We start from the raw sequence: 11,960 nt of genomic DNA, 5'->3' as shown, positions 1-11,960 counted from the left end.
GGTTCGCTCACAGAAAGAGGAAGACTGTGAGAAAGGCCCTAGCTTGACCTTTACGTTAACGTCAAGCGACGTCCTTCACCGCCGCAACGATCTTCTGGGCGGCGTCGCCGAGATCATTGGCGGGGACGATGGCGAGACCCGAATCGGCGAGGATGCGCTTGCCTTCCTCGACGTTGGTGCCCTCGAGACGAACGACGAGCGGCACCTTCAAGTCGACTTCGCGGGCAGCGGCGACGATGCCGTCGGCGATGATGTCGCAGCGCATGATACCGCCGAAGATGTTGACCAGGATGCCCTTCACCGCCGGATCGGAGAGGATGATCTTGAACGCCGCGGTGACCTTCTCCTTGGAGGCGCCGCCGCCGACGTCGAGGAAGTTGGCCGGGAAGGCGCCATTCAGCTTGATGATGTCCATCGTCGCCATTGCGAGGCCGGCGCCGTTGACCATGCAGCCGATGTCACCGTCGAGCTTGATGTAGGCGAGGTCGTATTTGGAGGCTTCGACCTCGGCCGGATCCTCCTCGGTTTCGTCGCGCAGAGCCTCGACGTCGGGGTGACGGAACATCGCGTTGGAGTCGAAGCTCATCTTGGCGTCGAGGACGAGCAGTTGACCATCCTTGCTCTCGACCAGAGGGTTGATTTCGAGCATCGCGCAATCGAGCGCAATGAAGGCCTCGTAGAGCTTCTTGCCGAGCGCCTGCGCCTGCTTGTTGAGCTCGCCGGTCAGCTTGAGCGCGAATGCGAGCGCGCGACCATGATGGCCCTGGAAGCCCTGCACCGGATCGATCGTGATCGTGGTGATGCGCTCCGGCGTGTCATGCGCAACCTGCTCGATGTCCATGCCGCCTTCGGTCGAAACGACCATCGCGACCCGGCCGCTGGCACGGTCGACGAGCAGGGCGAGATAATATTCCTTGGCGATGTCGACGCCGTCGGTGACGTAGAGGCGGTTGACCTGCTTGCCCTCGCCGCCGGTCTGGATGGTCACCAGCGTCTTGCCGAGCATCTCCTCGGCATTGGCGCGGACTTCATCGACGCTCTTGGCGAGGCGAACGCCGCCCTTGGCGTCCTGGCCGAGTTCCTTGAACTTGCCCTTGCCGCGGCCGCCGGCGTGGATCTGTGCCTTCACCACGTAAAGCGGCCCGGGCAGCTTGCCGGCACCGGCGACGGCTTCGTCGACGGAGAGGGCAGCGTGACCGGCAGGGACGGGGATGCCATGCTTGGCGAGGAGTTCCTTCGCCTGATATTCGTGAATGTTCATGGGGAGGGGAGCTTCCTTGAGCGGTGGAAGGGTTTGGCGGCCCTAAAGCACAGCGGAGACGGGAAGCCAAGCGCGCCGCGCCCCGTTGCCGAAGCCGAAGAGGGCGTCGCCGGCCTCATTGAGCCCGTGACAAACGCAATTCGGCCGGAACCTAATCTGAATCAAGTCATTGGCTGCACATGCCGCGCTTCTATTTTCAGCTGAACCTGGACGAGCCGCTTCGCTACGAAGATGGGCAGTTCTTCAACAGCGTCGAAGAAGCACGCCAGGAGGCCGTTCGGACCGCCCGCGAGATGGTTGCAGCCTCGGCCGCAGAGCGCCAGCCCGAGCTGAACAAGCGCATCATGCTGGCGGACGAGAATGGCAATCCCGTGCTGGCAGTCCCGCTCTGTGTAGTCAGTCGCATCAAGGCGTGACCGATGTCCTGCGCGCCGAGCATAAGCGCCCCATCCTCTCAGTAGCGCTCGAGGAGCCGCTCGACGGTATCGTCGGCGGTGCCGGGCTTTCCAGGCTCCTTGCCGACTTCACGTTCGAGAGCGGCCCGCAGGTTCTCGATCTGGCTGTCGGACAGATGCTCGATGCCGATAAATTGCTCGCGCGCCTTGTCGAGCGACCTGATGACTTCGTCGAGCTTCGCCTGAAGCGCAGCGCCATCGCGATTCTGGCTGTTCTGAATCAGGAAGACCATCAGGAAGGTGACGATGGACGTCGCGGTGTTGACGACGAGCTGCCAGGTATCCGACCAGTGAAAGAGCGGGCCGGTCAATCCCCAGCCGACGATCACGAGCAGCGCGATCAGACAGGAAAGCGGCTGACCGGCCGCAGTGGCGATTCGCGACGCGCAGATCGTAAACAACCGGTCCATGTTCGACGTCGCCTTCTTCGCTGAAACCGCCTGAACGCGCGGATCACCGATCGGATCACGCGGTGAGCGCGCAGCGGACGCCTGCGCGAGTCATTACCGCATAGACTTCGGGGTCGAGCGCTGCCCGGTAGTGGTGCAGGAATTCGGGTAGGCTCAGCTTCTTCCCGCGCCGCTTCTCGCTCAGTGCGCTCAAACCGCGCAACTGATCCCAGGAGAGGCGATCGACCATCCGTTCGGCAATGCATTCCGCCACCGGCTCCGAGAGCCCCGCGTCGGCCAGCGCCGTGGTGATCCGGTTTTCGGCGACCGTCGAGCAGGAGACGAGAAGCAGCGCCACGGCTGCAAACAAGATGCGCATTGCTTGTCCCATCGGGTCTTTGAAGACGAATGTCGAACGACGCGAATCGCATGCGTCACGGCCACCAGCAACGCGCTCCATCCTACGGGTTTGGAACCGATGTCCATAGGCCGGGCGTTGCCACTGCCTACGGATCGACCGAACACCCTGGCGCGCAGATGAAAGACCGAGATGCCGCATCGTCTTTTCGATTGGTTCGTCAGGACCCTCATGCTGGTTCTTGCCGGACTGGTAACCTTGTCCATACTCGGTTCGATCGCGGCGATTTCCACCAGTAACGGCGGAACGTCGATGCTGGCCGGGAAACGCGATCCCGGAAGCCTGCCGGGTGCACCCGCGACGGAGGGTGAATCCGATCCGGAGCTGCCGCGGAATATCGGCGCGAGCGTCGGGCCAGAAGCGGTGAAGGAGGTGGAAGCTCCGGATCCGGCGCAGGCATCAGTGCCTCGAACGGCGCCCGATCCTCGCTGGATCGAAGCGGTCGCTTATGCGCTGCTCGGCCTTGCCGGCCTCGTGGCGATTGGGCTGATCCTCGTCGCCCTCGCCGTGCGCGAGCTTCGACGTATTGCGGACGCCGTCGAGCGGCGCAATTGATCGGAAACAGCTTTCATGCACACCTGCCGTTGAAACCTTCCAGCAAGTCTCGAAGGTGTAACTTTTCGCCTTGATGATAATTATCGGCTCGATCTACCATCATATGGAACCGAGAGGGTCATCAAGGCTTGATACACGTTGGTCACTGGAGCCCTGGCATGACGAGAGGATGTACCAGGCTCGCGGCGCTCATGATGTGCCTGGTTGCGACGGCGCCTGCCGAGGCGGGCCGCCGCCAGGAACGGGATGGCAGCGAGCAGAAAAATCCTGCCGCCCGCAAGGGCGCTGAGGCGGATGCCGCTCGCACACCCGACACCATCGTCCTGAGCGGCATCGGACGCGAATCGCGCCCCAGCGAGACCGCCCGGATGCTTCGCCGGGACAAGCGCGTGCAGATGGCTGGGGACCCGCTTCTTGGGCTCGATGGACTGCCGGCACTACGGAACGGCATGGTCGGCCGCCTCCCGATTCTCGATCGGGTGGATGTGGGGCTGGGGCTGTTCACGGTTACCGGAGCAACCAATCGGGAACGGGAGATCCGCAAGTCGGACCCCATGCGCGATGTCGCACCCCGCACAAGCCGGGTTGCGGGCGCGGGGTTGCGGGTCAACTTCTAATCCGTCGCGCTGGGCAGCGTAGCTCAGGTTCCTCGCTTAATGGTCAAGTTTTCGAGCTTATGGTCGCGAGCGCGATTCGCGAGTTCCACAATTGAGTCCAGCGGAGCCGTGCGGAACGCGACTCGAGCTGATTTCGAAAATGCGAGCCCGGAGTGCGGCTTCAGCGCGCAAGTTCTGCTCCAAGACATCGAATCGGCTCCCGTCAATCAACGCCTATGCATCGGGACCGTCGGCAGCCAACCCTGTCCTTACAAATACGAACGGCACGCCGCCGATGCTCGACAGCGTGCCGCACGAATTCGAACGCGATCCGAATACCTTAGGGGGTAACGGGCGTTTCCTCATCGTCGTCGTCGCCGGTCAAGAGAATGACCGCAACGACAACGGCAACAAGCGCCACGAGCGGAAGAATGAATCCGCCACGCAGTTGACTGTCACCGTCGATGCTTTCGCTGGCCGGTGCTACCTCGGTCGGTGCCGAGCTTTGCGCGGCAGCGACCGTCGGAGCAACGACCAGACTGGCGGCAATCACCGCAGCACTGATTTTCCTAAGCACGATAGTCTCCCTTTTCGGAGATCAATCGCTGACTTGCATTGGCGATTATTTCAAGCCCCGTGTGAGCAATTCGGCCTGCTGCGCTGCAAAAAAGCGACGATCCGAGTGAAGTGTGGTAGGTTTGCACCGCTGTTCGCTAGCAATTATCACCTCTTCCAAGGCGCTGCGCCGCCGCGTAAGAGCACAAAGCGTGAACGGGATTCGCAAGATCATCCACGTCGACATGGACGCATTCTACGCGTCCGTTGAGCAGCGGGATCATCCCGAGCTTCGGGGCAAGCCGATCGCCGTGGGCGGCGGCATACGCGGTGTGGTGGCGGCGGCCAGCTACGAAGCCCGGAAATTCGGTGTCCGTTCGGCGATGCCTGCGGTCACCGCGCGAAGACGGTGCCCGGAGCTCATATTCGTCAAGCCGAGGTTCGACGCCTACCGGGCGGTGTCCCAGCAGATCCGCGCAATCTTCCTCGACTATACGCCACACGTCGAGCCGCTCAGCCTCGACGAGGCCTATCTCGATGTCACCAACGACCTGAAGGGCATCGGCATCGCGACGATCATTGCCGAGGAGATCCGTGCGCGCATCCTGGCGGAGACCGGCCTCACCGCCTCCGCCGGCGTTTCGTACAACAAGTTCCTTGCCAAGATCGCTTCCGACCAGAACAAGCCCAATGGTCTTTGCGTCGTGACTCCGGCGCGTGGCCCAGCGTTTGTCGAGAGCCTTCCAGTCACGCGCTTCCATGGAGTCGGTCCCAAGACCGCGGAGAAGATGGCGCGGCTGGGGATCGAGACCGGAGCCGACCTCAAAGCGCGCAGCCTGGAGTGGCTCGCCGCCAATTTCGGTAGTTCCGCGCAATATTATCACGATCTCGCACGGGGCATCTGCCATCGCCAAGTCAAGGCCGATCGTCCATACAAATCGGTAAGCGCCGAAGACACGTTCCTGACCGATCTTGCCGATCCCGCAGCGCTGGTCGCCGAATTGGATCGCATCGGCCGGCATGTCTGGACGAGGATCGAGAACAAGCGGATCTTCGGCCGAACGGTGAATCTCAAGGTGAAATACGCCGACTTTCAGATCATCAGCCGCGCGAGGTCGCTGGACCGGCCGGTCGCAGATGTGGGAGAATTCCTCCAGGTCGGCATCGGATTGCTGCAATCGCTGCTGCCGCCGGTGAAGAGCATCCGGTTGCTCGGCCTCGGCCTCTCCAATCTCGGGGAGGGACAAGCCCCAGCGGCAAGACCCGTCGAACTCGAACTGCCGCTCTGAGGCACCGACGCCGCGATAGGCCGTTGATGCGGAATGAGGACGGCACAACCAACAATCCTCCGGGGCGGGCTTGCGCTTCCGGCTGCCCTGCGCAGGTGGATCGATGCGCTCGCCGCCGAACTGTTCGACCCACCGGACGTGCCACCTGTCGATTTCAGTCGCCCCGCCGGAGAAGCGGCGCTGGTCGGCCCTGAATCCGTTTCCTGGCGGATCTTCAAGAATCCCGTCACCTTGTTCATCGGCGGCGTTGCCGCCGTCATTCTCGAGCTTGCCGAGCCGCGCGTGCGCGAGGGCGTGTGGCGGCATTCCACCTTCCGAACCGACGCGATGACCCGCCTTCAGCGGACCGGAATGGCCGCAATGCTGACGGTTTACGGACCAAGATCGAAAGCGGAGGCGATGATCGCGGGTGTGGTGCGCGCGCATGACCGGGTCGCCGGCACGACTTCTGGCGGGGTCGCCTATTCTGCGAACGACCCCGAGCTACTCGACTGGGTCCAGGCGACCGCCACCTTCGGCTTTGCCACCGCCTATTCGGATTACGCCCGGCAGCTTTTGCCCGACGAGCTCGATCGCGCTTTTGCCGAAGGTGAAGCGGCGGCTGCCCTCTACGGCGCCGTTGGCGCTCCGCGCTCCCGTGCGGATTTCGATGAGCTTGCGGGCCGGCTCGGCCCCGGCCTTGAAGCCTCGCCGATCGTGATCGAATTCCTTGGGATCATGACGTCATTGCCCGCTCTGCCCGTGCCTGCACGCCGGTTCCAGAAGCTGTTGATCAACGCCGCCGTCGAGATCGTGCCCGAGTGGGTTCGGGCACGGCTCGGCCTTGGCCCCGAATGGCGGCTGAAGTCCTGGCAGCGCCCGCTCGTCTTCGCGGCTGCCGGGCTTGCGGAGCGCGTCCGCCTCGGCAGATCGCCCGCGGTACAATCGTGCAGACGCCTCGGCCTTCCGGACGACTATCTCTATCACCGCTGATTGGCGCTTCCGTTGCCCGGCCGGTCGGCCTACAAGCCGGCGCATCCCCGGGGGACCGCGCGAGACGCGGTTGAGAGGCGGGCTTCCTGGCCCGCGACCCGCTGAACCTGATCCGGCTGACACCGGCGTAGGGAGGGAGCGCGGGCCCGCCCGTTCTCCATCCATTTGAGGAGAGCGAAGACATGGCCGACATTCCCGCCCGCACCGAACTCAAGGTGACCACCGGACCGATCCGAGGCAGCCGCAAGATCCATGTCGAAGGGCCCGGCGGCATCCGCGTCGCGATGCGCGAGATCGATCTCGAGCCATCGAGCGGCGAGCCGCCGCTGCGCGTCTACGATTGCTCCGGCCCGTACACCGATCCCACGGCGACGATCGACATCATGGCCGGCCTGCCGGAGCTACGACGCGACTGGATCCGGGCGCGCGGCGATGTCGAGGAAGTGGCACAGCGCCAAGTGAAGCCGGAGGATAATGGCCAGCTCGGCCCCGATCGCTCGGGCGGCGTCCAGCCGTTTCCGAACGTGCGCCGGACCGTTCTCCGCGCCAAGCCCGGCGCCAACGTCAGCCAGATGCATTATGCCCGCCGCGGCATCATCACGCCCGAGATGGAATATGTCGCCATCCGCGAGAATCTCGGCCGCGCCCGGCGCGCCGAAGCGGCGGCACGTGACGGCCAGGATTTCGGCGCGGCGATCCCCGATTTCGTCACGCCGGAATTCGTTCGCGACGAAGTCGCCCGCGGCCGCGCGATCATCCCCAACAACGTCAACCATCCGGAATCGGAGCCGATGGCGATCGGCCGCAACTTCCTGGTCAAGATCAACGCCAATATCGGAAATTCTGCGGTGGCCTCCGATGTCGCCGCCGAAGTCGACAAGATGGTCTGGTCGATCCGTTGGGGCGCCGACACCGTCATGGATCTGTCGACCGGCCGCAACATTCACGACACCCGCGAATGGATCCTGCGCAATTCGCCGGTGCCGATCGGTACCGTGCCGATCTACCAGGCGTTGGAAAAGGTCGGCGGCATCGCCGAGGATCTTACCTGGGAAATCTACCGCGATACGCTGATCGAGCAGGCGGAGCAGGGCGTCGACTATTTCACCATCCACGCGGGAGTCCGCCTGCCCTATATCCCGATGACCGCCAAGCGAGTCACAGGGATCGTCAGCCGTGGCGGATCGATCATGGCGAAATGGTGCCTGGCCCATCACAAGGAGAGCTTCCTCTACACGCGCTTCGAGGACATCTGCGAGATCATGAAGGCTTACGACATCGCCTTCTCGCTCGGAGACGGTCTGCGGCCCGGATCGATCGCGGACGCCAATGACGAGGCCCAGTTCGCCGAGCTCGCAACCTTGGGAGAGCTGACCCAGATCGCCTGGAAGCACGACATCCAGGTAATGATCGAAGGCCCCGGCCATGTGCCGATGCACAAGATCAAGGCGAACATGGACAAGCAGCTGGAAGCGTGCGGCGAAGCCCCCTTCTACACGCTCGGGCCGCTCACCACCGACATCGCACCGGGCTATGACCACATCACATCGGCAATCGGCGCGGCGATGATCGGCTGGTTCGGCACGGCGATGCTCTGCTACGTGACGCCCAAGGAGCATCTCGGTCTTCCCGACCGTGACGACGTCAAGGTTGGAGTCGTCACCTACAAACTGGCTGCCCATGCCGCCGATCTCGCCAAGGGGCACCCGGCCGCGAAGATGCGCGACGACGCGCTCAGCCGGGCACGTTTCGAATTCCGCTGGCGCGACCAGTTCCACCTCTCGCTCGATCCGGACACGGCCGAGAAATATCACGACCAGACACTGCCCGCCGAGGGTGCCAAGACCGCGCATTTCTGTTCGATGTGCGGGCCGAAATTCTGCTCGATGAAGATTACCCAGGAAGTGCGTGATTTCGCGGCGAAGCAGAATGCCTCTGCGGACACGTTCCTGGCCGCCGAATCAGGTATGGCCGAGATGAGCGAGAAGTTTCGCGAGAAAGGCGGGGAGATCTATCTGCCGGCCGCAGAATAGCGGGCTCAGGCCTGCAGTCGGAAGAGGCGGCCGCCTTGGCCGGCCGCCACTTGGACCCGATCGAAACGGCTGCAGTTCCTCTGGGCTTCAGGATGCAGGTGCCCAGTCTTGCGCCTCGATCGCCGTTCGACCAGCATGCGCGAATGCCAATCCTGCTTCGCCGGTTGGCGATGGTCCGCCGCACCTGGATTCCTGTCCTTATGTCGGCCGGCTGTGCAGCTGCGACGGTAGCGGGTCCGGCATGGTCAACGAGTTCGAATCGGCGGCTGGCGAAGCTGCGGCAGATGCGAACCAGGACTCCGCGCCCGCTGTCGCGCTCACCGGCGGCGGCCTTGAACTCTCGCTGACCTTCGGCACGCCGCAGGCCCAGGCTATCGCCGCCGGATGATCGGGTCGTTGCGCTTCGGGCCGGCCGGCCTTGCCGGTACCGGTGACGCCCACAACGCCATGATCGCCGCCATCCGAAGGGGAAGACAATGAAAGGCGCAGACTTGCTTCGCGTGATCATCGGCGTTCTGAGGATCGAATGACGATTGATCCCCCTGGAGCGGAGCCGAGCGTTCGCCTGTTCTCCTACGGCACTCTGCAGCAGGCAGAGGTGCAGCGCGCAACGTTCGGGCGTCTGCTGGCGGGGACATCGGACAGCCTCGACGGCTACGTCCTGTCGAGCGTCGTCATCGACGATCCCGACGTGGTCGCGACCAGCGGGCTTGCGGTGCACAGCATCGCCCGCAGGACCGGTGATCCCGCAGACCGGATCAATGGGATCGTCTTCGAGGTTACGAGGGCGGAGCTCGACGGTGCGGACGATTACGAGACGAGCGCCTATGTGCGGGCAGAACTTACCCTCGCCTCGGGGACGCGCGCCTTCGTCTATGTCGCACCGGAGCCGGACGCTTCCTGATCCGGGCTGCCGGGCGACCAGTCAGGCTCCGCCAGTGTGAAGCCGGTGAATTCGAAGCCCGGCGAGACGATGCAGGACACCAGCGCCCAGCCTCGATCCGCCTCCGCGGCCTGCCACTCGCCCGGCGCGATCCGGACCTGCGGCTGCTCTCCCGAAAGCACGTCCGGACCGAGCCGGATCTCCTGGACAGGCCCGGCGTCGGACGAGGCAGTACGGAGCCGCAGAGGGCTGCCGGCATGGAACAGCCACAGCTCCGTCGCGTCGACCTTGTGCCAATGCGATCTCTGTCCGTCCTCGAGCAGGAACAGGATCGCCGTCGCCGAGGCGCGCGCACCCTCCGCAGCCTCGGCGCGCCAGGTCTCGCGATACCAGCCGCCTTCGGGATGCGGCTGGAGATCGAGCGAGACGATGAGGGCGAGTGGATCGGTCATGCACGCCTCTCTCGCGCGGCGCGATCGACAAGGCAAGCGGCCCGGACGCGCTTGGTTTTTTTCCTCATGGTCCTGCTGGATCGACGCGGCCGGCTCCGGTTAGAAGCGCCGGAATTCACGAGAAAGGATCCCGACATGCCGAACTCTCCCTGGGGCGCGCCTTATCATCACAGCCGCAAGTCGGGCGTTTCCGACGACATCGATTTCGAGATCAAGGGGCAGGAGCTGCAGTTCGTCGAGGTCGAGCTCGATCCCGGCGAAAGCGCCGTCGCCGAAGCCGGCGCGATGGTGTGGAAGGACGCCAGCGTCGAGATGGCGACCGTGTTCGGCAATGGCGCCGGCCAGGAGGGTGGCTTCATGGGCAAGCTGCTCTCGGCCGGCAAACGTCTGGTGACCGGCGAAAGCCTGTTCACCACAGTGTTCACCCACACTGGCACCGGCAAGGCGCGGGTGGCCTTCGGCGCGCCGGTGCCGGGCGCGATCCTGCCGATCCGCCTGTCCGACGTCGGCGGCACCCTGATCTGTCAGAAGGACAGCTTCCTTGCCGCGGCCAAGGGCGTCAGCATCGGCATCCATTTCCAAAAGCGGATCCTCACCGGGCTGTTCGGCGGCGAGGGCTTCATAATGCAGCGGCTCGACGGCGACGGCTGGGCCTTCGTTCAGATGGGCGGCGCAGTGATCGAGCGGGAGCTTCGGCCCGGCGAGCAGATCCATGTCGACACCGGCTGCATTGCCGCCTTCACATCGACCGTCGATTTCGATCTGATCGGCGCCGGAGGCGTCAAGAGTTCGCTGTTCGGCGGCGAAGGCCTGTTCTTCGCGCGGCTCACCGGCCCAGGCAAGGTCTGGATCCAGTCGCTGCCCTTCTCGCGACTGGCCGGACGGATGCTCGCAGCGGCGATGCCCGGCGGAGGCCAGAACCGCGGCGAGGGTTCGGTACTCGGTCCGTTGGGCGACCTCATCTCCGGCAATCGATGATCGCTCTCAGCGCGCTTGTCTGACGTCTATGGGTCTTGCCGACGCCGTCGGACCTCGGCAGCATGGCCGAGGGATTGGCGATGGTCGGGGGACAAGAGCGCATGCACGGAGAGACTTCGATCATCGACGAGGACGATGACTCGCCGCAGGCGGGGGGGCATCCGATTGCCGCAACGGTGATTGGCTGCGTCGTTGCGATGCTGACGTTGTCGCAGGATGCCGAGCCCCGCACGATCGACGCTGCGGGCTCAGGGTCGCTCGCTTATTTCGCCGGCCAAGTGGTCGGCGGCGCGGTGATGCTCACGCTGGTGATCTGGGGCATTGCATATGCGATAACCATCCGCAGGGCCTCGCCGCGCTGGAAGATCGCCTCGTTGCTCATCATATTCGTTGTAGGCTTGCTGGTGAGTCTCATTGGCCGTGCCGGCGAGCGCGGCGCGTACGCTGACCGTGCTCGCGGTGACATGCGGGACACCGCAGCAATCCTGAAGCAGGTCACCGAAGCCGGTGACGCGGTGCCGAAGGAAGTGCGATCCGGCGAAGGGCCGATGTCTCGGATGTCCGCTGCGGTGCTGAACTCGGTCCTTGCGGAGCGGCATGCATTCGAACGCGACGCGGAGCGCGCCGGGGCTGCCCAGGTGCTCAGCTTCGAGGGGTTGACCCGCACCAGCCCGGTGCTCGATCGTTGCGCGGGTTTGGACTCACTGGCGGAGACTGCCCGCGCCAATGGCAGGCGCGTTTCCCAGCACTTCGCGGCAGCGCGGGCGATTGGCGACGAGGCATCGCGGAAGGGGGAGGTGCCTGCCAGGGCGATTGATTCTTTCATGGAAGGAGCGATGTCCGCCAAGCCGACGTACGAACGCCAATGGCAGGTGAATGCGGAGATCATGGTCGAAGGGGCTGGCATCTGCCGGACCCTCGCCCGCCGGCAGTGGTCGATGTCGAATGGCCGGGTCATGTTCGAGCAGGATCGGGATCTCCAGGACGTGAATGCGCGCCAGGGGCGGATTCGCAGCTATGTCGCCGAACAGGAAAGCGTGAACGCACGATCCCGCGCTCAGGCAAAAGGGCCGATCGAGGAACTAAGCAGGGCGGGGCAGCGCTGAAGGCGACCCGTAGGTCGG

15 protein-coding genes and 1 riboswitch are annotated in these 11,960 nt (G+C 64.3%); of the genes, 10 read left to right on the top strand and 5 right to left on the bottom strand.

Annotation, left to right across the window (positions count from 1 at the left end):
• Positions 1-61: 61 nt before the first annotated feature.
• Positions 62-1,261, bottom strand: coding sequence for an ADP-forming succinate--CoA ligase subunit beta (gene sucC, locus C7I55_RS04845; RefSeq protein WP_106511794.1), 1,200 nt, complete (start codon positions 1,259-1,261; stop codon positions 62-64).
• A 179-nt stretch (positions 1,262-1,440) separates the two neighbouring features.
• Here sucC and C7I55_RS04840 point away from each other — a divergent pair, with 179 nt between their 5' ends.
• Positions 1,441-1,677 (top strand): DUF6894 family protein, encoded by a 237-nt coding sequence (locus C7I55_RS04840; RefSeq protein ID WP_106511793.1) that lies wholly within the window; start codon positions 1,441-1,443, stop codon positions 1,675-1,677.
• A 38-nt stretch (positions 1,678-1,715) separates the two neighbouring features.
• Here the strand turns inward: C7I55_RS04840 and C7I55_RS04835 are convergent, their stop codons facing one another.
• Together C7I55_RS04835 and C7I55_RS04830 are read right to left on the bottom strand one after the other, a co-directional pair.
• Positions 1,716-2,126 (bottom strand): low affinity iron permease family protein, encoded by a 411-nt coding sequence (locus C7I55_RS04835; RefSeq protein ID WP_106511792.1) that lies wholly within the window; start codon positions 2,124-2,126, stop codon positions 1,716-1,718.
• A gap of 55 nt (positions 2,127-2,181) precedes the next feature.
• Complete coding sequence (locus C7I55_RS04830; protein WP_233222058.1) at positions 2,182-2,484, bottom strand: hypothetical protein; 303 nt, start codon at positions 2,482-2,484, stop codon at positions 2,182-2,184.
• A 171-nt stretch (positions 2,485-2,655) separates the two neighbouring features.
• Here C7I55_RS04830 and C7I55_RS04825 point away from each other — a divergent pair, with 171 nt between their 5' ends.
• Both C7I55_RS04825 and C7I55_RS04820 read left to right on the top strand, forming a co-directional pair.
• Positions 2,656-3,078 (top strand): hypothetical protein, encoded by a 423-nt coding sequence (locus tag C7I55_RS04825; protein WP_106511790.1) that lies wholly within the window; start codon positions 2,656-2,658, stop codon positions 3,076-3,078.
• Between the two features lie 158 nt (positions 3,079-3,236).
• Positions 3,237-3,695 (top strand): hypothetical protein, encoded by a 459-nt coding sequence (locus C7I55_RS04820; RefSeq protein WP_146150926.1) that lies wholly within the window; start codon positions 3,237-3,239, stop codon positions 3,693-3,695.
• A gap of 319 nt (positions 3,696-4,014) precedes the next feature.
• Here the strand turns inward: C7I55_RS04820 and C7I55_RS04815 are convergent, their stop codons facing one another.
• Complete coding sequence (locus C7I55_RS04815; protein WP_146150925.1) at positions 4,015-4,251, bottom strand: hypothetical protein; 237 nt, start codon at positions 4,249-4,251, stop codon at positions 4,015-4,017.
• Between the two features lie 190 nt (positions 4,252-4,441).
• On the opposite strand from C7I55_RS04815, the gene dinB reads away from it, so the two are divergent.
• The 5 genes from dinB to C7I55_RS04795 all read left to right on the top strand — a co-directional run bounded on the left by dinB (position 4,442) and on the right by C7I55_RS04795 (position 9,427).
• Entirely contained in the window at positions 4,442-5,518 is a 1,077-nt protein-coding gene (dinB, locus tag C7I55_RS04810; protein WP_269845194.1) for a DNA polymerase IV, read from the top strand.
• Between the two features lie 33 nt (positions 5,519-5,551).
• A complete protein-coding gene (locus C7I55_RS04805) occupies positions 5,552-6,490 on the top strand; it encodes an oxygenase MpaB family protein (RefSeq protein ID WP_106511787.1) in 939 nt (312 codons plus the stop codon).
• 44 nt (positions 6,491-6,534) lie between these two features.
• A riboswitch (TPP riboswitch) is annotated at positions 6,535-6,628 on the top strand.
• Between the two features lie 44 nt (positions 6,629-6,672).
• Positions 6,673-8,523 (top strand): phosphomethylpyrimidine synthase ThiC, encoded by a 1,851-nt coding sequence (gene thiC / locus C7I55_RS04800; protein ID WP_106511786.1) that lies wholly within the window; start codon positions 6,673-6,675, stop codon positions 8,521-8,523.
• A gap of 241 nt (positions 8,524-8,764) precedes the next feature.
• A complete protein-coding gene (locus C7I55_RS28015; RefSeq protein WP_158266286.1) occupies positions 8,765-8,911 on the top strand; it encodes a hypothetical protein in 147 nt (48 codons plus the stop codon).
• A 138-nt stretch (positions 8,912-9,049) separates the two neighbouring features.
• Positions 9,050-9,427, top strand: coding sequence for a gamma-glutamylcyclotransferase family protein (locus C7I55_RS04795; protein WP_106511785.1), 378 nt, complete (start codon positions 9,050-9,052; stop codon positions 9,425-9,427).
• Here the strand turns inward: C7I55_RS04795 and C7I55_RS04790 are convergent.
• Positions 9,397-9,858, bottom strand: coding sequence for a cupin domain-containing protein (locus tag C7I55_RS04790; RefSeq protein ID WP_106511784.1), 462 nt, complete (start codon positions 9,856-9,858; stop codon positions 9,397-9,399). The genes C7I55_RS04795 and C7I55_RS04790 overlap by 31 nt on opposite strands.
• A gap of 135 nt (positions 9,859-9,993) precedes the next feature.
• On the opposite strand from C7I55_RS04790, the gene C7I55_RS04785 reads away from it, so the two are divergent.
• Together C7I55_RS04785 and C7I55_RS04780 are read left to right on the top strand one after the other, a co-directional pair.
• A complete protein-coding gene (locus tag C7I55_RS04785; protein WP_106511783.1) occupies positions 9,994-10,836 on the top strand; it encodes a TIGR00266 family protein in 843 nt (280 codons plus the stop codon).
• Positions 10,837-11,132: 296 nt separating this feature from the next.
• Positions 11,133-11,942 (top strand): hypothetical protein, encoded by an 810-nt coding sequence (locus tag C7I55_RS04780; protein ID WP_146150924.1) that lies wholly within the window; start codon positions 11,133-11,135, stop codon positions 11,940-11,942.
• The last annotated feature ends 18 nt before the right edge of the window (positions 11,943-11,960 follow it).

The organism is Allosphingosinicella deserti (assembly GCF_003012735.1).
Taxonomy (GTDB): domain Bacteria; phylum Pseudomonadota; class Alphaproteobacteria; order Sphingomonadales; family Sphingomonadaceae; genus Allosphingosinicella; species Allosphingosinicella deserti.
The sequence above is the reverse complement of the archived record's forward strand: the minus strand, read 5'-3'. Positions and strand labels throughout refer to the sequence as shown.

What these genes read in the sequence shown, in the direction of transcription:
- C7I55_RS04820 (WP_146150926.1), top strand. Translation starts at nt 3,237, where the DNA reads ATGACGAGAGGATGTACCAGGCTCGCGGCGCTCATGATGTGCCTGGTT.
- thiC (WP_106511786.1), top strand. Translation starts at nt 6,673, where the DNA reads ATGGCCGACATTCCCGCCCGCACCGAACTCAAGGTGACCACCGGACCG.
- C7I55_RS04780 (WP_146150924.1), top strand. Translation starts at nt 11,133, where the DNA reads ATGCTCACGCTGGTGATCTGGGGCATTGCATATGCGATAACCATCCGC.
- C7I55_RS04830 (WP_233222058.1), bottom strand. Translation starts at nt 2,484, where the DNA reads ATGCGCATCTTGTTTGCAGCCGTGGCGCTGCTTCTCGTCTCCTGCTCG.
- sucC (WP_106511794.1), bottom strand. Translation starts at nt 1,261, where the DNA reads ATGAACATTCACGAATATCAGGCGAAGGAACTCCTCGCCAAGCATGGC.
- C7I55_RS04790 (WP_106511784.1), bottom strand. Translation starts at nt 9,858, where the DNA reads ATGACCGATCCACTCGCCCTCATCGTCTCGCTCGATCTCCAGCCGCAT.
- C7I55_RS04840 (WP_106511793.1), top strand. Translation starts at nt 1,441, where the DNA reads ATGCCGCGCTTCTATTTTCAGCTGAACCTGGACGAGCCGCTTCGCTAC.
- C7I55_RS04835 (WP_106511792.1), bottom strand. Translation starts at nt 2,126, where the DNA reads ATGGACCGGTTGTTTACGATCTGCGCGTCGCGAATCGCCACTGCGGCC.
- C7I55_RS28015 (WP_158266286.1), top strand. Translation starts at nt 8,765, where the DNA reads ATGGTCAACGAGTTCGAATCGGCGGCTGGCGAAGCTGCGGCAGATGCG.
- C7I55_RS04785 (WP_106511783.1), top strand. Translation starts at nt 9,994, where the DNA reads ATGCCGAACTCTCCCTGGGGCGCGCCTTATCATCACAGCCGCAAGTCG.
- C7I55_RS04795 (WP_106511785.1), top strand. Translation starts at nt 9,050, where the DNA reads ATGACGATTGATCCCCCTGGAGCGGAGCCGAGCGTTCGCCTGTTCTCC.
- C7I55_RS04805 (WP_106511787.1), top strand. Translation starts at nt 5,552, where the DNA reads ATGAGGACGGCACAACCAACAATCCTCCGGGGCGGGCTTGCGCTTCCG.
- C7I55_RS04825 (WP_106511790.1), top strand. Translation starts at nt 2,656, where the DNA reads ATGCCGCATCGTCTTTTCGATTGGTTCGTCAGGACCCTCATGCTGGTT.